Source organism: Arthrobacter sp. NPDC092385 (assembly GCF_044755105.1).
Lineage (GTDB): Bacteria > Actinomycetota > Actinomycetes > Actinomycetales > Micrococcaceae > Arthrobacter_D.
Map to the genome: position 1 here is coordinate 625,617 of NZ_JBIVQL010000001.1, position 17,158 is coordinate 642,774.

A 17,158-nucleotide genomic window follows, 5' to 3' on the forward strand; every position below is an offset into this window, starting at 1 on the left:
CATGAGCGAGCGCAGTACCCCGGCAACGGTCAGGGCGCTGGGCGTCGTCGCCGCAGTGGTCGTGGCTGCGGCGCTGGCGGTCTGGGCGTTCGCCTGGGCCGATTTCATCGGCCTCGATTTCCGCGTCTACCGCATGGGCGGGCAGGCGGTGGTCGACGGCGACGGTTCGCTCTACACGCGGTCCTTCGGCGAGGGGGAGGGCTCGCTGCTGTTCACGTATCCGCCGTTCGCCGCGCTGGCCTTCACCGTGCTGACGCTCGTGAGCGCCGAGACCGGCGCAATCCTCTTCGTGGGGCTGTCGGTCCTCATCGCCGCCGCGACGTCGCTGCTCATCACCCGCTACCTCGGCGGGTTCGCGGGCGTACGGGAGGTCGTGGCCCATCCGTCCGCGCTGCCCCTGGCGATCGCGGGCACCGGCGTCGTCTGCCTGCTCGGACCGTGGCGGGAGACCATGGCCTTCTCGCAGGTGAACATCCTGCTCTTCGCGATGATCGCCGCGGACCTGCTCTCCGGGCCGCACCGCCGGCTGCCCACCGGGCTGCTCACGGGCGTCGCCGCGGGTATCAAGCTCACGCCCCTGGTCTTCGGCCTCTACTTCCTGGTGCGCGGCGAGTGGAAGCAGCTGTTCACCATGGCGGGCGGGTTCTTCGGGACCATCGCGCTCGGGTTCCTCCTCCTGCCCGGGGAGTCGGCGACGTACTGGCTGCAGATGCTGAGGGATACGGGCAGGATCGGCGGTGAGGGCTATGTCGACAACCTCTCGGTCCGGGGGGCGATCCTCCACTTCCTGGGGCCCGGCTTCCCCTCCACCGTGCCGTGGCTGCTCATCTCCCTGCTGCTCGTCGCCGCGACGGCGTACATCGTCCGGGCGGCCCAGCGGCGCGGTGACCGGTTCCTGCCGATCGCCATGACCTCGCTGCTCATGCTCCTCATCTCGCCGATCTCGTGGTCCCACCACTGGGTCTGGATCGTGGTGGTCCTCGCGGTCCTCGCCGGCCAGGCAGCCGGACTTCCCGCACCGCTGCGGGCGTACCGGAGGACGGCGGCGGTCCTGTTCGTGATCACCCTCCTCGTCTTCGTCTACTCCCCGAAGACCATCGGCGTGCTGTTCGGCGCCGAGGACCTCGACTCGCAGCTGACCACCGGCTGGCTCATGGCCTCCAGCGCCGGAGTCTTCTGCGCCCTCGCCATCACCGCCTTCTGGATCCTCCTGTCCCGGACCCTGCCCGCCACCGGGCCGGAGGAGGAACGATTCCTCCGCGACGACGAGGCCGGCGTCCGCGCCCTGGACGACGACGCCGTCCCCGGATCGCGGAACCACTGATGGCCTCGGCGGCCCGGCGCACCCTTGCGGCCCCCCTCGGCCGCCTGCGCCTCGCTGCCGGATGCGCCGTCGCCCTGGTCCTGCCCCCGCTGCTCGAGGGCGCCCTGTTCTCGGTCGGCACGTCCCTGCTGGCCGTCGACGTCCTCTTCCAGCTGGCCGGGGTCATCGCCGTCGCGCTGATCGGCGGCCTCTGGCCCGCCCTGCTCGCCGCGCTCTGGAGCACCATCATCCTGAACTACACGTCGACGGAGCCCTTCGGGTCCCTGGAGATCTCGGACGCCGAGAACGTGGTCACGGTGCTCATCTTCATCGCCGTCGCGGTCACGGTGTCGCTCGTGGTCGGGCTGTCGGCCCGCCGCTCGCGCGAGGCGGTCCTGGCGCAGCAGGAAGCGGCGCTGCTCGGCGAACTCGCGCGCGGGGTCCTGGCGGAGGAGGACACCCTGCAGGGGTTCCTGCGCCACGTCCAGGCCCAGTTCGACGTCGACGGCGTGGCCCTGTTCGGCCCTGTCGACGGCGTGGGCGACGGGCAGGACGGCACGGAGGGCATGGAGGGCATGGAGCGCAAGGCGCTCGCCGTGCGTGCGACGGCCGCGGCCGACGCCGGGCAGCAGCGGGCAGGGAAGCAGCCCGCGGCACGCGAGGAGCCGGGCCGCTGGACCCTCGAGGACGCGACGGCGGTGGAGCCGGTCGACGGCGGCTTCTCGCTCGCCCTGTACGGGCACCCGCTCTCCGCGCGCGACCGCGGCCTGCTGACGGCCTTCGCCGGCCAGCTGCGGTCGCTGCTGCAGCGGCAGGAACTCCTCGCGAGCACGCGGACCAACCGGAGGCTCGTCGAGGGCAACGTCATGCGTACGGCGATCCTGCGCTCGGTGTCCCACGACCTCCGCACGCCGCTGGCCGGTATCAAGCTCGCGGTCAGCAGCCTGCGGCAGTCCGACGTGACCTTCTCCCAGGAGGACGAGGACGAGCTGCTCGAGACCATCGAGGACTACTCCGACCGGCTGGATGCGCTCGTGAACAACCTCCTCGACATGTCGCGCATCACCGGTGACGCGGTCAACGCGCACGTGCGGCCGCTCAAGTGGACCGACGTCGTCGGGCCCGCCCTCGCGAATGTCGCCGAGGAGCGCGTCCGTGTGCACATCCCGCCGAACCTGCCCGCCATCGAGGCGGACCCGGGGCTGCTGGAGCGCGTGCTCGCGAACATCGTCGAGAACGCCGTCAAGTACGCGCCCGATGCGCCGATCGAGGTCACCGCGTCGGTGGGAGGGACGGGCAGGGCACTCGTCAACGGCTTCCCGGCCAGCGAACTGCGCGTCATCGACCACGGGCACGGTGTGTCACGGGAGGACGTCGCGGCCATGTTCCGTCCGTTCCAGCGGCTCGACGATGCGCCGTCCGGCGCCGGCGTGGGGCTCGGACTGGCGGTTGCCAAGGGTTTCACCGAGGTGATGGGCGGCATGCTCGACGCCGAGCAGACGCCGGGCGGCGGCCTGACGCTCGTGGTCCGCCTGCCCATCTCGACCGGGGTCGTCGAGCCATGACGCGCGTGCTGGTGGTCGACGACGAACCGCAGCTCCTCCGCGCCCTCGAGATCAACCTCCGCGCCCATGGCTACCTGTGCGTGACGGCGGTCGACGGCGAGACGGCGCTGGCCGCCGCGTCGGAGCACCACCCGGACATCATCGTGCTGGACCTCGGCCTGCCGGACATCGACGGCGTGGACGTCATCCGCCGGATCCGCGGCTGGTCGCAGGTGCACATCATCGTGCTGTCCGCCCGCCACGGCTCGCAGGACAAGGTCGATGCGCTCGATGCCGGGGCCGACGACTACGTGACGAAGCCGTTCGGGCTCGAAGAGCTGCTGGCGCGGCTGCGGGCAGCGACACGGCGTGCGGCGGTCGAGGCCGAGGCGCCGGTCATCGAGACACCCGATTTCACGCTCGACGCCGGTGCCCGCCGCGTGGTGAAGGACGGCGGGGACATCCGCCTGACGCCGACCGAGTGGAAGATCGTGGATCGGCTGATCGCCCATCCGGGCCGGCTCGTCTCCCAGCAGCAGCTCCTGCTCGACGTGTGGGGGCCGGCCTATGCGAAGGACGTGCAGTACCTCCGCGTGTACATGGCGCAGCTGCGCAAGAAGCTCGAGCCGGACCCGGGGGCGCCCCGGTACTTCGTCACCGAGAGCGGGATGGGCTACCGCTTCGAGCCGTGAGCCCGCCCGCCGCAGCCCCGCGCATAGGATGGTCGCCATGACCACCGGTACCCTCCTCGCCGTCTGCCGCGTGCACGAACTCCTCCCGACGAGGGACTCCACCGGCGTCACCGCGATCGACAAGAGAGCGGCGGACGGGCCCGTGAACGTGCACCCCCTGGGCCTCACGGGTGATATCCAGGCCAGCCGCAAGCATCACGGCGGACCCACGAAGGCCCTCTACGCCTATGCGCAGGACGACGCCGACTTCTGGAGCGGGCAGCTGGGCCGCGAGGTGACGCCGGGTCTTTTCGGCGAGAACCTCCGGGTCGCAGGGATCGACGCCTCCCAGGCCGTCATCGGTGAGCGCTGGAGCGTGGGGGACCAGGTGCTGCTCGAGGTCACCATGCCGCGCACGCCCTGCGTGAACTTCGCCCGCCACCTCGGGGAGAAGTCCTGGGTGAAGCGCTTCGCGGAGGCCAATCGCGTGGGAACCTACCTGAGCGTCGTCACGAAGGGCAGCATCGTCGCGGGCGACACCATCCGCGTGGTGAGCGTCCCCGACCACGGTGTCACCTCGGCGCAGGTCCACGCGGGCCTCGATGAGCCGCAGGCCGAGAGGCTGCTCGGCTCCGCAGCCGCGGGGCACCTGACGCTCACCCCCCAGGTCCGCAAGGCGGCGCTGCGGGCGCTGAGGGTAGCCCTGCCGGCCTGACGTGCCGAACGTCACCTCCCCGACGGGCCCTGGATGGAGCGGATGAGGCCCGTCGTGCAGTAGACTGGATATATCCCCCACACCGGTATTCCCTTTATTTCCGCCCCTTTCGGGCCGGATAGGTTGTGTTGGGGCTCGGAGCACAGACTCGCGAGCAGATTCATCAGGGAGCGCCGGCTAGAAGAAAAGTCACACATCACTGCTGAGAGAGCAGAGAACACGGTGTGACGAGGAAGTTCGGCCTCGGGATTGAAACAGTGCCGGATTTCCATGTTCATTCGGCACTGCAGGCTCCTTCCTGTCAGGCCGTCCGGCACCTACCTGAAGGAATTCTTCCGTGCCTGAAAACCTGTCCGAGCAGATCACCACCCCCCTCACCGAGGCCACTGCAGCGGTTCCCGCAGCAGAGTCCGACGACGACGGCGTGACCATCCGCTTCACCGAGCTCAACCTCGACGGCCGCATCCTCGCGGCGCTGACCGACCTCGGCTACGAGAAGCCCTCACCCATCCAGGCGGCGACCATCCCCGCGCTGCTCGAAGGCCGCGACGTCGTCGGGCTGGCGCAGACCGGCACCGGCAAGACCGCCGCGTTCGCCGTTCCCGCGCTGTCGAAGATGGCGGAACTGGCCGACGTCAACGGTGGCCCCAGCAAGAACACGCAGGTCCTGGTGCTCGCACCGACCCGCGAGCTCGCGCTGCAGGTGGCCGACGCCTTCACCTCCTACGCCAAGCACATGGAGGGCTTCACCGTCCTCCCCGTCTACGGCGGATCGCCCTACGGCCCCCAGCTCAACGGCCTGCGCCGCGGTGCACAGGTCGTCGTCGGTACCCCCGGCCGCGTGATCGACCACATCGAGAAGGGGTCGCTGGACCTCTCGAACCTCGAGTACGTCGTGCTCGACGAGGCCGACGAGATGCTGCGCATGGGCTTCGCCGAGGACGTCGAGAAGATCCTCGCCTCCACCCCGGCGGAGAAGCAGGTTGCACTGTTCTCCGCGACCATGCCCCCCGCCATCCGCCGGATCGCGAAGAAGTACCTCAACGATCCGGCCGAGATCTCGGTCAAGGGCAAGACGACGACGGGCACCAACACGCGCCAGCGCTACCTGCAGGTCATGGGCCCGCACAAGCTCGACGCGATGACCCGCATCCTCGAGGTGGAGGACTACGACGGCATCATCGCCTTCGTCCGCACCAAGGCGGCTACCGAAGACCTGGCGGACAAGTTGCGTTCACGGGGCTTCTCGGCCGCAGCCATCAACGGCGACATCCCGCAGCAGCAGCGCGAGCGCACCGTCGACGCGCTGCGTGACGGCAAGATCGACATCCTCGTCGCCACGGACGTCGCCGCCCGTGGGCTGGACGTGGAGCGCATCTCGCTCGTCGTGAACTACGACATCCCGAACGACACCGAGTCCTACGTCCACCGCATCGGCCGCACCGGCCGGGCAGGGCGTTCGGGCGATGCGGTCCTCTTCATCACCCCCCGCGAGAAGTACCTGCTGCGTTCGATCGAGAAGGCCACGCGCCAGCCGGTCGAGCAGATGCAGCTGCCCTCCACGGAGAAGATCAACGAACTGCGCCTCAGCAAGTTCGCGGACAAGATCACTCAGACGCTGGCAGGCAAGGACGTGGCGCTGTTCCGCGACCTCATCGCCACCTACGAGCGTGAGCACGATGTGCCCGCCAGCGAGATCGCTGCAGCCCTTGCCGTCATGGCGCAGGGCGGCCAGCCGATCCTCGTGCAGGACATCCCCGTCGCTCCCGCCGGTCAGCGCGAGCGTGCCGAAGGACGCAAGGATGCCTTCGGTTCGCGTGGCCCGACGCGCACGCTCACCGAGGGCAACGCCACGTACCGCATCGCGGTGGGCCGTCGCCAGCGCGTGATGCCCGGCTCGATCGTGGGTGCGATCGCCAACGAGGGTGGCCTGTCCTCCTCGCAGATCGGTGGCATCGACATCCGTGCCGACCACAGCCTGGTGGAGCTGCCCGCGGACCTGTCCACGGACCAGCTGCGCGCGCTCTCCAAGACGCGCATCGGCGGCGAGCTCATCCACCTCGAGCTCGACAAGGGACGCAAGCCTGCAGGCAACCGCGGTGCGGGCGAGTTCAAGAAGCCCTTCAAGAAGGACTTCCCGAAGCGTGACGGCGACACCCGGTTTTCGGGAGACGCCAACCGCAAGCCCCGCTCCGCAAAGGGCGCCGGCGCCGGTGCAGGACGCTCCTCGGCGCAGTCCGAGCAGTGGTAGGAACTAGCTAGCCGAACCCCGTCGGATCCGTGCCTGCACGGGTCCGACGCGGAATCCGGGGTCCGTCCACCAGGGCGGCTGTCGATTTCGCACCAGCGGCCGGGAACTGGTAAAGTTTCTTGCTGTTGCCCCCCTAGCTCAGTGGTAGAGCGCGTTCTTGGTAAGAACGAGGTCACCGGATCGATTCCGGTGGGGGGCTCGTAAATGAGGGGGCCCGTGACGATCATCAGATCGGTGCGGGCAGCCTCATTTAGGGCGGTGTAGCTCAGCTGGTTAGAGCGCACGACTCATAATCGTGAGGTCGTGGGATCGAGTCCCACCACCGCTACAGGCAAGGCCCCGGAGCTTCGGCTCCGGGGCCTTTTCCGTTCTCGGGATGCCGGGAACGGAGAAGCCCGGCAGGCGTACCCGCCGGGCTTCGATCGGGCCTTCGGTGCGGCTGCTAGCGCTTGCCCGCCGCCGCATCCTGCACGGATCGCGGGGTCCTGCGGCCCAGTTGCTGATCGAGGGCCACCCGGAGACGTGCTTTCGCCGCTGTCACCCGCGGAGTGTCGGCGGGTCGTCGATGGGCGGTGTGCCCGGTCGTCGCTTGCCGTGTGCCTGCTGCATCGGTCATCGGCGCTCCCCTCATCCTCCGGTCCTCGTCCGGCCGTCCGGCAGCGCCATCGGGCAGTCCGGCGTCGGGGTCGTCCGGATTGGCCACCGGGTTGCTCACCCAGATCGCGTCCAGGATCAGGCGGTCCTCCCCGGTCGCGAGGTCGCTGCAGGACAGCTGGAGCAGCGCCTCCACTCCTGCTTCCTGCCGGATCGGGTCGAGGGAGGTCGCGGCGTCGATGGCCCACTGCGTCCTGCGCCACCATTCGGCACGATCGTCGGCACGCCTCTTCTGCTCCAGCGCAGCGCGGTCTGCTGCCGCCCGCTGCCGGAGGCTCACGAAGGCCGTCGCGGCCGCCAGGACGGCTGCGAGCAGAACGGCGAGGGGAGCGAGGGCTTCGACGATCTCCCACCAGCGCGGTGCGTGGGCTGCGACCTCAACCACGATCGGATCGGGCGGCTGCGTGGCGGTCAGGAGCGACATGGCGCCAGCCTAACGGTTGCCACTCCGGTCGACGGCGCCTGCCGGGCCCGTCAGTCGCCCTTCACGTTGATGATCTGACGGAGGGTGTGCCGGACGTCCACGAGGTCCCGGGCGTCCTGCATCACCGCGTCGATGTCCTTGTACGCCGCCGGGATCTCGTCGAGGAATGCAGGGGTGTCCCGGAACTCGATGCCCCGCATGGCGGCGCGGAGCTGGTCCTGCGTGAACGTCTTCCGCGCGGCGTTGCGCGAGTACTCCCGCCCCGCTCCGTGCGGGGCCGAGTTCATCGCCTCCCTGTTGCCCTTGCCCGTCACCACGTAGGAGCGCGTGCCCATCGAGCCGGGGATGAGGCCCGGACGCCCCGGGTCCGCTGCGATGGCACCCTTGCGGGAGAGCCACACGTCCTTGCCGAAGTGCGTCTCCCGGTGGGTGTAGTTGTGGTGGCAATTGATGCGCTCGAGCTCCTGCACGGGCTTGCCGACCCAGTGCGTGAACTGGCCGAGGACGCGGTCCATCATCTCCTCGCGGTTGAGCAGGGCGAACTTCTGCGCCCACAGCAGTTCGCCGATGTAGCGATCGAACTCGGGCGTGCCCTCCTCGAGGTACGCCAGGTCCTGGTGCGGCAGGGAAATGGACCGGCTCGAACAGTAGTCCTGCGCCGCACGGATGTGGCGCTGCGCGATCCGGTTCCCGATACCCCTCGAGCCCGAATGCAGGAAGAGCCAGACGTTGTCCTCTTCGTCGAGGGACACCTCGATGAAATGGTTGCCCGAGCCGAGGGTACCGAGTTGCAGTCGCCAGTCCTTCACGTAGCTCGACGGGTCGAAGCCCGCCGACCGGGCGTCCTGTTCGAGGGTGGTGATACGTGGCTGCGCGGTGGCACGCATCCGCTTGTTGTTGTTGCCGGCGGAGAGGGGAACGGCCCGCTCGATCGACTGGCGCAGGATGCGGCGATCGAGGCGGCCGATCCCGCCCGCAGTGTGGTCGGTGCGCACGGCCACCATGCCGCAGCCGATATCCACGCCGACCGCCGCCGGGATGATCGCACCGAGGGTCGGCAGGACGGACCCGACGGCGCAGCCGAGGCCGAGGTGGGCGTCGGGCATGGAGGCGAAGTGCGGGTACACGAACGGCATGGAGCTGGTTCTCCTGTTCTGCGCCAGCGTCGCGTCATCGATGATGCTGGCGAAATTGACGTAGTTCTCGGTGATCCACTCCATGCGTCGAGGCTACCGAGGAGCCCGGTGGAACGGCACGCCGGATACCGTCCCACCGGGTCCTTGCGCAGGTCTCAGCGGATCCGTACCGCCGCGAGCACGGCATCGCTGATGTCGACGTCGCGGCCGTCCGCCGTCCGCTCCACCCGCGGCCGCGACTCGCACACACGGATGTCCCACGCGTCGTCGAGCAGCGCCGCGATCTCCTGCGGTGCGTAGAAGATGTCCGCATGCGGCGGTCGGCCGATCCCGGTATGGAGATCCGAGGGGTCGTGGGCGACGATCAAAAAGGTGCCCCCGACGCCGACGAGCTCCGCCAGCGCCCGGAAGATGCGTGAGCGCTCCGGTTCCGGGAGGTGCATGAACTGGACGGACACGAGGTCGAGGCCGCCGGGCAGCCCGGGCGAGGCCAGCAGGTCCACCTGCCGCCACTCGAGGCGGTCCGCGACCTGCTCGCCGAGTTCCTCCGCATGGGTCCGGGCGCGGGAGAGTGCCACCTCGGAGACGTCGATGCCGAGCACGTCCCACCCGCGGGAGGCGAGCCACACGGCATCGGCACCCTCGCCGCAGCCGACGTCGAGCGCCCGGCCCGGTGCCAGGTCCCCGGCCACCGCGACGAGCTGCCGGTTCGGGTTGCCGCTCCAGATCCTCGTGCGCTGCCGGTAGCGGTCGTCCCAGAATTCCTGCGTGTACTCAACCCGCACGGCGCACCCCTTCTTCCGTTCCTGCCCCATCATCGAGCCCATGGCGGCGCGTGCCAAGGACGCGCACCGAGACCTCGGCCTCCGAGGACGCCGAGAAGGGCCCGCTGTGACCTTCGACGGCCCAGGCCGTCTCCTCCTCGACGAGGTCCGCGTTGATCGCCGCGCCCGCCATCGTGCCCTCTGCTGCGGCGACGATGACCTGGGCTGCGAGGTTGGAGGCATTGCCGGCGACATAGACGCCCGGCACCGCCGTCGAGCCCCGCGGGCCCGCCTCGACGAAGCGGCCCATGCCGGACGGGTGGTCCTGTGCGATGATCCCGAGCGGTTCCAGCAGTCCGCCCCGGGACTCCATGCGGGTTCCGACGGCCAGGGCCTGCAGGTCGAAGCTCCTGCCTGCCACTGTCACCCCCGTGAGGACGCCGTCCGTCGCATCCACACTCGACACGGCGCCGTCGACCACGCGGATGGAGCGCGCGGCGAGGCGGTCCCACTCCTCGTCGGTGGGCTTCACGGTGTCGTTGAGGAACAGTGTGATGTCCTCCGACCACTGCCGGAAGAGAAGGGCCTGGTGCATGGACAGGGGACCCGTGCCGAGGACCCCGATGCGCCGGCCGCGGATCTCGTAGCCGTGGCAGTACGGGCAGTGGACCACGCCCTTGCCCCACTGGTCCCGGAGTCCCGGGATGTCGGGGAGCTGATCGGAGAGCCCGGTGGCGAGGAGCAGTCTGCGGCCCAGGACCGTGCGCCCGTCGGACAGTTCCACCGCGAACCCTTCGGTGTCGCGCCGCAGCTGGGAGACCTCGGCGGCAAGGACGGTGGACCCGTAGGATTCCGCCTCCGCACGGCCCGCGGCGAGCAGGGCGAGCGGATGCATGCCCTCGCGCGTCAGGAAGCCGTGGACGCCCTGGGCGGGAGCGTTGCGGGGCGCGCCGGCGTCGACCACCAGGACGGAGCGGAGCGCGCGGCTCAGGGTGACGGCGGCGCTGAGTCCCGCGGCTCCGCCTCCGACGACGACGACGTCGTACCTGTCCTGCAGGGGCTGGGTGATGGCTGGCATGGTGGTTCTCCTTTTGTTCCGCTGATGGATCCAGCATCAGCGGATCAGCACGAATTGTGCAAAGTTCTTTGCCAGGATGGCAAGATGGGACTCATGGAAGCAGACCTCACATCCGTGCTCGACGCCGTCGGGCCACGGCTCCGCGCTCTGCGCACCGAACGCAACCTGACCCTCGGTGAGGTGTCCGCGGCGTCCGGCGTGTCCGTCAGCACCCTCTCCAGGCTCGAATCCGGCCGGCGGCGTCCGAACCTGGAACTCCTGCTGCCCATCGCGCAGCTCTACGGCGTCCCGCTCGACGACCTCGTCGGCGCGCCTCCCACCGGCGATCCCCGGATCCACCTGCGCCCCATCGAGCACCACGGCACCACGGCCATCCCCCTGACGAGGCGGCCGGGCGGGGTGCAGGCGTACAAGATGGTGCTCGCGGGCGACGCGCGCGGCACCGAGCCGGAGCTGCAGGTCCACGAGGGCTACGAATGGCTCTACATCCTCAACGGCTTCCTGCGGCTCGTGCTCGGGAGCAACGACTTCGTGCTCGGCCCCGGCGAGGCGGCCGAATTCGACACCCACACGCCCCACTGGTTCGCGAGCGCCGATGGGGAAGCGGTCGAGTTCATCAGCCTCTTCGGGCAGCAGGGCGAGCGGATGCATGTGCGCGCCCGGCCTCGGAGGCCGTAGCCGGAGGTCCGGCGGGGAGATGCTCAGCTTGCTTATCATCGCGGCGGTTCCTAGGCTGGAAACGGTACGACAGCCACGCTCTACGCAAGGGAGAACAGCATGTCCGAACACAACATCTCAGGCAAGAAGGTCGCGTTCCTGCTCACGGACGGGGTGGAACAGATCGAGCTCACGAGCCCCTGGAAGGCGGTCGAGGAAGCGGGCGGCGTCCCCACGCTGGTCTCACCCAGGACCGGGACACTGCAGGGTTTCGAAGGCATGGACAAGGGCGACACGTTCCAGGTGGACCTGGCGGTGTCCGAGGCGAAGGCCGACGACTACGACGCCCTGGTCCTGCCGGGCGGCGTGGTCAACGCCGACTTCCTGCGCGTCGACAAGGACGCCCAGGCCTTCACCCGGGCATTCTTCGAGCAGCACAAGCCCGTGGCGTCCATCTGCCACGGACCATGGCTGCTGATCGAGGCCGGCGTGGTCAGCGGACGCGACCTGACGTCCTACCACACGCTCGCCACCGACCTGAAGAACGCCGGCGCCAACTGGAGTGACGAGGAAGTGGTGGTGGACCAGGGGCTGGTGACGAGCCGCAACCCCGGAGATCTCGACGCCTTCAACGACAAGCTCCTCGAGGAGATCGAGGAAGGACCGCACGAGGGGCAGACCGTGTAGTTCCGGTGCTGCGTAGCCAAGCGCGGGTCCCATGCGACAGGATCGGGACATGACCGACCTGCCGTTCCCCGTCCAGCCGATGCTGGCGAAGGCCGTGGACTCCGTGCCCGAACCCGACAGCGTTCCCGGTGGGCTCGTGTACGAGCCCAAATGGGACGGCTTCCGGGCGATCGTGAGGATCGAGGACGGCACCTGCGAGATCGGGAGCCGTGGTTCGAAGATGCTGACGCGGTACTTCCCGGAACTCGTGGACGCCCTGCTGGAGAACCTCCCGGAGCGCTGCGTCCTCGACGGGGAGATCGTGGTGCGGCAGGGCGAGAACGGCGCGGAGAGGCTGGACTGGGAGGCCCTGTCCCAGCGCATCCACCCGGCCGAGAGCAGGATACGGCTCCTGGCCGGGCAGACGCCGTCGTCGTTCGTGGCCTTCGACCTCCTCGCCATCGATGACAACGACCTCACCGGCGTGCCCTTCGGCGAGCGCAGGAAGGCGCTCGAGGGCATCGGGGAGGCCTTCTCCGCGCCGGTCCACCTGTCGCAGGTCACGCACGACGTCGAGCTCGCCCGGCGCTGGCTCGTGGAGTTCGAGGGGGCCGGCCTCGACGGCGTCGTCGCGAAGCCCCTCGCAGCGGGGTACGAGCCCAACAAACGGCGCATGCTCAAGGTCAAGCACCATCGCAGCGCCGATGCCGTGGTGCTCGGGTACAGGGTGCACAAGTCCGGCCAGGGAGTGGGTTCCCTGCTGCTCGGCCTGTACGACGACGACGGCGAGCTGCGGAACGTCGGTGGCATCTCGGCGTTCTCCGACAAGCGCCGGCTGGAGCTCGTCGGAGAACTCGACGCGGATGTGCTGCGGAACGACGACGGCGACGTCGAACTCGGTGCGACCGACCGCAACCGCTTCGCATCCGCCAGGGACGTGTCCTACATCCGGCTGCACCCACGCCGCGTGGTTGAGGTCCGGTACGACCAGATGGAGGGCGACCGGTTCCGACACACCGTCCAGTTCGAACGGTGGCGGCCGGACCGCGAGGCCCGGTCCTGCACCTTCGAACAACTCGACATCCCGGCGGCGTACGACCTCAGCCGCGTGCTGGCAGGCGGGGCAGGGTCTCGCACGTGATCACCGTCAGTACCGTTCCGGCTCCTCGCCCAGTTCGAAGTGGCGGCCGTGGACGTGTGTGGGCGTGATCTCGACGTAGGTGTATTTCCGCGTCGGGATCCAGGGCGTGAGCGGTAGCTTGTCCGCTTCGTCCACCTCGGACTGCGACACGATCACCCTCGCCGTGCCCTTGAGCACTACGCTCCACGCCTCGTCATCGGTCACCTCGTCCACCTCGAAGGCGACCCGCTCGTTCACGGTCAGTTCGGCCAGCTTCGTGCCCGGATTCGTCCGCATGAACAGCGCCCCGTCGTGCGCCACGAAGTTGATCGGATAGATGTCCGGCTCGCCCAGCACGCTCATGGCGAGGCGCCCGTACCGGCAGCGTTTCAGCAGGTCCCACGATTCGTCGTCGGACAGGACTGTCCCGGGTCGTTCGTCACTTTCCATGGCGTTCTCCTCCTGATCGTCAAGGCTCCGGCCTCTCGGTGGAGCGCGCAGTGGTGCGAACCAGTGTGCCGGACGTCCGCGGCCGGCAACAGGGTCCGGCGACCCTGAATGCGCGGATGGGTCGCCGCGGGCGGACCACCCTTCGGTGCCGGCCCAGCCCGCCGTCGTCGTCGGTGCCCCTACGCTGGATGGATGGACCCCACCTATCTCTGCAGCGGCGTGGACTGGAACGCCGCGGGGCCCGCCCTGTCGATGCGGGAGGTTTCGGCGCTGCACGGGCCCGAAGGCCCCGGCCGGGAGGACGAAGGACGGCACGACGTCCTGCTCGCGCCCGGCACGAGACTGGCCTTCGAGGTCACCGCGGAGGGGAAGCACTGCCTCGGCTTCCATCGGGTTCACGGACGCGAGGACCGCACGTGGGTGCCATGTGCCGACCAGTCGCCGGCGGAACGCGGCTACCAGTGCGCGCGATGCTTCGCCCAGGACGACGTGCGTTTCATGCACGACATCCACCGTTCCGGCATAGCCCCCGCGGGGCTGAAGCGCTACCTCGACCAGCCCCACTGGCTGTACGTCGCGACCTTCGCCGACGGCTCGACCAAGGTCGGGACGGTGTCGGATCCACGGAAGCGGGCACGTCTCGTGGAGCAGGGCGCGGTGGTCGCCCAGCTCGTCGCCCATGCAGCCGACGGGCGGATCGTCCGGATCCTGGAGGACGAGGTGACCCGCAGCGTCGGCCTGCAGCAGGCCGTGAGGTCCGCGACGAAGGCGGCGTCCCTGTGCGCGCCGCTGCCCCCGGCGCGGCTCGAGCACATCAACGACGGATTCGCCCTGGCAGCGCGGGGGCTGCTCGAGGGCGGGATCGGCATCGAGGGCTTCGAGGTGGTGCACGAGGAGTTCGAGCCGCCGCCGTCGTGGTCCGCCGTCCTCGGGCACAGCGGGCTGCAGCCCTACCCGGAGTTCCTCGGAAGTGGCCGGCACGGCTTCCGCCTCCGCGACGTCCTCGGCCCGTCGGCGCTGGTCACGATCGACGGCTCGGACCTCGTCTTCGTCGCCGATCTCGCGCAGCTCAAGGGCCGGCGGCTCCGGTTCGGTGACTTCAGCACTCCCGTCCCGACCGTCCAGGAAGCACTCTTCTGATTCACCGCCCGGCGGCTGGCAGTAGAATCGAACCATGCTGAATACGCCCTGGGAGACCGGCTCGGACCTGTACCGCAAGCTGGTGGTCTCCGCACTCGTGGCCACGGCGATCGGCATCCTCGTCGCGGTGGGCGGCGCCGCGACCGACCAGCGCTCCCTCGTCCTCACCGGCATCCCGATCATCGTGGTCGGCATGGTGTGCCACCTCGCGGGCATGGTCGTCCGCTCACGCGACGCCCGACGCCGCGTGAAGGACATGCGCTGAGCCTCGCGCAGTCCCTCGCCGCCCGACACCGCACGCGATCCATCGCCAACACCCACGCCGCTTCCAACGGAGGATCCATGACCATCGACCCAGACCTGCAGGGGCGCAGCTACCCCGCAGGAGATACCTATTCCGTGGGCCGGGAGGCCATCCGCGACTTCGCCCGCGCGGTGCAGGCCACGCACCCGGCGCATTTCGACGTGGATGCCGCCGTCGCCCTCGGCCATGCCGACCTCGTGGCCCCGCCGACCTTCGCCATCATCGTCGCCCAGCGCGCCGACGCCCGGTTGATCAGCGACCCGAGCGCCGGCATCAACTTCACCCGGGTGGTCCACGCCGACCAGCGCTTCATCCACCACCGCCCCATCATCGCCGGGGACCAGCTCGTCGCCGAACTGCACGTGGACTCCGTGCGGGCGATGGGCGGGGGAGCGATGATCACCACGCGCGCCGAGATCTCAACCGTCGACGGTGTGCCGACGGCCACGTCGACGTCGTCTATCCTCGTACGCGGAGAGGACCAGTAGCCATGGCAGTATCGCTTTCCACCCTCGAGGTGGGCCGGCAGATCGGCTCCACCACCATCGGCATCACACGCCAGGACCTCGTGCGCTACGCCGGTGCCTCGGGGGACCTCAACCCCATCCACTGGAACCAGTCGTTCGCCGAGGGCGTCGGCCTCCCCGGCGTCATCGCCCACGGCATGTTCACCATGGGCGCCGCCGTCCAGCTCGTGACCGACTGGGTCGGCGACCCGGCCGCCGTCGTCGACTACCAGACGCGCTTCACCAAGCCCGTGGTCGTCCAGGACACGACGGCGCAGCCGGGCGAGCCCGGAGCGGTCGTGGAGGTCACCGGGGTGGTCGGTGCGATCGACACCGAGCGTTCGACGGCGCGCATCGACCTCACGGTCACGTTCGCCGGGCAGAAGGTCCTCGTGAAGGCGCAGGCCGTGGTGAGGCTGCCATGACCGCACCCCTGACCGGTACGCGTCTCGCAGACCTCACCACCGCGCGCGTGGGAGGACCAGCACGCACGCTCGTGGAGGCCTCGACCGAATCCGAGATCGTCGAGGCGGTCCGCGCCGCCGATGCAGCGGGTGAACCGCTGCTCATCCTCAGCGGCGGGTCCAACCTGCTGATCGGGGACGACGGCTTCGAGGGGACCGTCATCCACATCACCTCCACGGGTTTCACGGTCGACGACGACGACGCCACGTGCGGTGGCGTCATGGTCAAGGTGCAAGCCGGCCAGGACTGGGACGAGCTCGTTCGGTATACGGTGATGCACGCGTTCTCGGGCCTGGAAGCCCTCTCGGGCATCCCCGGTTCCACGGGTGCCACACCCGTCCAGAACGTGGGGGCGTACGGCTCGGACGTGTCCCAGACCATCGCCACGGTACGGACGTACGACCGCGAGACGGACAGCATCAGGAGCTTCACCAATTTCGAGCTGAAGTTCGGCTACCGGGACTCCCTCCTCAAGCGCACCACCGTCGAGGGATCGCCGCGCTATGTGGTGCTCTCGGTCGAGTTCCAGCTGGGGCTGGGGCGCATGAGCAAGCCGATACGGTACGCGGAGCTCGCGCGGGCCCTGGGGATCGAGGTGGGTGCCCGCGCCTACGCGAACGACGTGCGCCGCGAGGTGCTGAAGCTGCGGGCCGGCAAGGGCATGGTGCTCGACGCCCCCGATCCGGACACCTGGAGCACAGGGTCCTTCTTCACCAACCCGATCGTCGCCCAGGACGTGGCGGAGGGCCTGCCGGAGGACGCTCCCCGGTACCCGTCCGGGACGGAGGGTCGGGTGAAGCTCAGTGCGGCCTGGCTGATCGAACACGCCGGTTTCTCCAGGGGCTTCGGCCTGGGAGACGACGACGGGCGGGCTGCGGCGGGCGGGCGTGCGTCCCTCTCGACCAAGCACACCCTCGCGGTCACCAACAGGGGAGGCGCTTCGGCGTCGGACCTGCTGGCGGTTGCCCGGTTGGTGCGGGACGGCGTGGAACGGTCCTTCGGCATCCGGCTGGAACCCGAACCGCTGCTCATCAACTGCAAGCTCTGAGCTTTTTCACCGGGTCCCACCGATCGGCGCTTCCGAGCCTGCAGGACCTGTTGTCCTGAGTCCCTGCCGAGGGGCCTTGTCCTGCAGGGAGCAGGCCGGCGGCGCCTGACGGGTTTCGCCGGTCTGCGGCCTCGCGGGCGGTTTCCTGCCGGTTCCGTATGTGGACAACGGGGGTCGTCTTGTCCTCCACAATGCCCTGTCTCCCTCGTGGTTAGTACACGTGTTCGATAAAATCGGGGTATGGCCATCGCCCCGATCGAGC

The 17,158-nt window shown here is 69.3% G+C and carries 18 protein-coding genes and 2 tRNA genes; 15 read left to right on the top strand and 5 right to left on the bottom strand.

The genetic code is table 11. From position 1 onward, the window contains the following. The first annotated feature begins 1 nt into the window (after position 1). From ACIQCY_RS03035 to ACIQCY_RS03065, 7 genes are all read left to right on the top strand, one after another. Complete coding sequence (locus tag ACIQCY_RS03035) at positions 2-1,324, top strand: glycosyltransferase 87 family protein (RefSeq protein WP_400482402.1); 1,323 nt, start codon at positions 2-4, stop codon at positions 1,322-1,324. Next, a complete protein-coding gene (locus ACIQCY_RS03040; protein ID WP_400482403.1) occupies positions 1,324-2,868 on the top strand; it encodes an ATP-binding protein in 1,545 nt (514 codons plus the stop codon). Before ACIQCY_RS03035 ends, ACIQCY_RS03040 begins: the two co-directional genes overlap by 1 nt. Continuing rightward, a complete protein-coding gene (locus ACIQCY_RS03045; protein ID WP_400482404.1) occupies positions 2,865-3,539 on the top strand; it encodes a response regulator in 675 nt (224 codons plus the stop codon). Before ACIQCY_RS03040 ends, ACIQCY_RS03045 begins: the two co-directional genes overlap by 4 nt. A gap of 37 nt (positions 3,540-3,576) precedes the next feature. Then, entirely contained in the window at positions 3,577-4,233 is a 657-nt protein-coding gene (locus ACIQCY_RS03050; protein ID WP_400482405.1) for an MOSC domain-containing protein, read from the top strand. 337 nt (positions 4,234-4,570) lie between these two features. Continuing rightward, positions 4,571-6,484, top strand: coding sequence for a DEAD/DEAH box helicase (locus tag ACIQCY_RS03055; RefSeq protein ID WP_400482406.1), 1,914 nt, complete (start codon positions 4,571-4,573; stop codon positions 6,482-6,484). Positions 6,485-6,611: 127 nt separating this feature from the next. After that, positions 6,612-6,683 (top strand) — tRNA-Thr (locus ACIQCY_RS03060). 55 nt (positions 6,684-6,738) lie between these two features. Then, positions 6,739-6,812, top strand: a tRNA-Met gene (locus tag ACIQCY_RS03065). Positions 6,813-6,926: 114 nt separating this feature from the next. Here the strand turns inward: ACIQCY_RS03065 and ACIQCY_RS03070 are convergent. The 4 genes from ACIQCY_RS03070 to ACIQCY_RS03085 all read right to left on the bottom strand — a co-directional run bounded on the left by ACIQCY_RS03070 (position 6,927) and on the right by ACIQCY_RS03085 (position 10,540). Next, positions 6,927-7,562, bottom strand: a complete 636-nt coding sequence (locus tag ACIQCY_RS03070) for a hypothetical protein (protein ID WP_400482407.1) — start codon at positions 7,560-7,562, stop codon at positions 6,927-6,929. Between the two features lie 50 nt (positions 7,563-7,612). Next, positions 7,613-8,782, bottom strand: a complete 1,170-nt coding sequence (locus tag ACIQCY_RS03075; protein ID WP_400482408.1) for an RtcB family protein — start codon at positions 8,780-8,782, stop codon at positions 7,613-7,615. Positions 8,783-8,853: 71 nt separating this feature from the next. Beyond that, on the bottom strand, positions 8,854-9,483 hold the full coding sequence (locus ACIQCY_RS03080) for a class I SAM-dependent methyltransferase (protein WP_400482409.1): 630 nt from the start codon (positions 9,481-9,483) through the stop codon (positions 8,854-8,856). Continuing rightward, positions 9,473-10,540 (bottom strand): NAD(P)/FAD-dependent oxidoreductase, encoded by a 1,068-nt coding sequence (locus ACIQCY_RS03085; RefSeq protein ID WP_400482410.1) that lies wholly within the window; start codon positions 10,538-10,540, stop codon positions 9,473-9,475. Before ACIQCY_RS03085 ends, ACIQCY_RS03080 begins: the two co-directional genes overlap by 11 nt. Positions 10,541-10,633: 93 nt before the next feature. Here ACIQCY_RS03085 and ACIQCY_RS03090 point away from each other — a divergent pair, with 93 nt between their 5' ends. The 3 genes from ACIQCY_RS03090 to ACIQCY_RS03100 all read left to right on the top strand — a co-directional run bounded on the left by ACIQCY_RS03090 (position 10,634) and on the right by ACIQCY_RS03100 (position 13,004). After that, the gene (locus tag ACIQCY_RS03090) at positions 10,634-11,218 is read left to right on the top strand and encodes a helix-turn-helix domain-containing protein (protein ID WP_400482439.1); all 585 of its coding nucleotides are present in this window, start codon (positions 10,634-10,636) and stop codon (positions 11,216-11,218) included. 99 nt (positions 11,219-11,317) lie between these two features. Beyond that, on the top strand, positions 11,318-11,884 hold the full coding sequence (locus ACIQCY_RS03095) for a type 1 glutamine amidotransferase domain-containing protein (RefSeq protein WP_400482411.1): 567 nt from the start codon (positions 11,318-11,320) through the stop codon (positions 11,882-11,884). A gap of 49 nt (positions 11,885-11,933) precedes the next feature. Continuing rightward, positions 11,934-13,004 (top strand): ATP-dependent DNA ligase, encoded by a 1,071-nt coding sequence (locus tag ACIQCY_RS03100; RefSeq protein ID WP_400482412.1) that lies wholly within the window; start codon positions 11,934-11,936, stop codon positions 13,002-13,004. A 6-nt stretch (positions 13,005-13,010) separates the two neighbouring features. Here ACIQCY_RS03100 and ACIQCY_RS03105 read toward each other — a convergent pair whose 3' ends face one another. Then, on the bottom strand, positions 13,011-13,433 hold the full coding sequence (locus ACIQCY_RS03105; protein ID WP_400482413.1) for a pyridoxamine 5'-phosphate oxidase family protein: 423 nt from the start codon (positions 13,431-13,433) through the stop codon (positions 13,011-13,013). Positions 13,434-13,625: 192 nt separating this feature from the next. On the opposite strand from ACIQCY_RS03105, the gene ACIQCY_RS03110 reads away from it, so the two are divergent. From ACIQCY_RS03110 to ACIQCY_RS03130, 5 genes are all read left to right on the top strand, one after another. After that, the gene (locus tag ACIQCY_RS03110; RefSeq protein ID WP_400482414.1) at positions 13,626-14,573 is read left to right on the top strand and encodes a DUF2797 domain-containing protein; all 948 of its coding nucleotides are present in this window, start codon (positions 13,626-13,628) and stop codon (positions 14,571-14,573) included. Between the two features lie 34 nt (positions 14,574-14,607). Continuing rightward, positions 14,608-14,838 (top strand): hypothetical protein, encoded by a 231-nt coding sequence (locus ACIQCY_RS03115; protein WP_400482415.1) that lies wholly within the window; start codon positions 14,608-14,610, stop codon positions 14,836-14,838. A gap of 77 nt (positions 14,839-14,915) precedes the next feature. Beyond that, entirely contained in the window at positions 14,916-15,365 is a 450-nt protein-coding gene (locus tag ACIQCY_RS03120; protein WP_400482416.1) for a MaoC family dehydratase N-terminal domain-containing protein, read from the top strand. Positions 15,366-15,367: 2 nt separating this feature from the next. Then, positions 15,368-15,808, top strand: coding sequence for a MaoC family dehydratase (locus tag ACIQCY_RS03125; RefSeq protein WP_400482417.1), 441 nt, complete (start codon positions 15,368-15,370; stop codon positions 15,806-15,808). Next, complete coding sequence (locus ACIQCY_RS03130; protein ID WP_400482418.1) at positions 15,805-16,896, top strand: UDP-N-acetylmuramate dehydrogenase; 1,092 nt, start codon at positions 15,805-15,807, stop codon at positions 16,894-16,896. The genes ACIQCY_RS03125 and ACIQCY_RS03130 overlap by 4 nt, the downstream gene beginning before the upstream one ends. Positions 16,897-17,158: the final 262 nt, after the last annotated feature.

Coding starts and splice junctions, on each gene's coding strand:
- ACIQCY_RS03035 (WP_400482402.1), top strand. CDS start 2: ATGAGCGAGCGCAGTACCCCGGCAACGGTCAGGGCGCTGGGCGTCGTC.
- ACIQCY_RS03040 (WP_400482403.1), top strand. CDS start 1,324: ATGGCCTCGGCGGCCCGGCGCACCCTTGCGGCCCCCCTCGGCCGCCTG.
- ACIQCY_RS03045 (WP_400482404.1), top strand. CDS start 2,865: ATGACGCGCGTGCTGGTGGTCGACGACGAACCGCAGCTCCTCCGCGCC.
- ACIQCY_RS03050 (WP_400482405.1), top strand. CDS start 3,577: ATGACCACCGGTACCCTCCTCGCCGTCTGCCGCGTGCACGAACTCCTC.
- ACIQCY_RS03070 (WP_400482407.1), bottom strand. CDS start 7,562: ATGTCGCTCCTGACCGCCACGCAGCCGCCCGATCCGATCGTGGTTGAG.
- ACIQCY_RS03075 (WP_400482408.1), bottom strand. CDS start 8,782: ATGGAGTGGATCACCGAGAACTACGTCAATTTCGCCAGCATCATCGAT.
- ACIQCY_RS03085 (WP_400482410.1), bottom strand. CDS start 10,540: ATGCCAGCCATCACCCAGCCCCTGCAGGACAGGTACGACGTCGTCGTC.
- ACIQCY_RS03090 (WP_400482439.1), top strand. CDS start 10,634: ATGGAAGCAGACCTCACATCCGTGCTCGACGCCGTCGGGCCACGGCTC.
- ACIQCY_RS03095 (WP_400482411.1), top strand. CDS start 11,318: ATGTCCGAACACAACATCTCAGGCAAGAAGGTCGCGTTCCTGCTCACG.
- ACIQCY_RS03100 (WP_400482412.1), top strand. CDS start 11,934: ATGACCGACCTGCCGTTCCCCGTCCAGCCGATGCTGGCGAAGGCCGTG.
- ACIQCY_RS03105 (WP_400482413.1), bottom strand. CDS start 13,433: ATGGAAAGTGACGAACGACCCGGGACAGTCCTGTCCGACGACGAATCG.
- ACIQCY_RS03110 (WP_400482414.1), top strand. CDS start 13,626: ATGGACCCCACCTATCTCTGCAGCGGCGTGGACTGGAACGCCGCGGGG.
- ACIQCY_RS03115 (WP_400482415.1), top strand. CDS start 14,608: ATGCTGAATACGCCCTGGGAGACCGGCTCGGACCTGTACCGCAAGCTG.
- ACIQCY_RS03120 (WP_400482416.1), top strand. CDS start 14,916: ATGACCATCGACCCAGACCTGCAGGGGCGCAGCTACCCCGCAGGAGAT.
- ACIQCY_RS03125 (WP_400482417.1), top strand. CDS start 15,368: ATGGCAGTATCGCTTTCCACCCTCGAGGTGGGCCGGCAGATCGGCTCC.
- ACIQCY_RS03130 (WP_400482418.1), top strand. CDS start 15,805: ATGACCGCACCCCTGACCGGTACGCGTCTCGCAGACCTCACCACCGCG.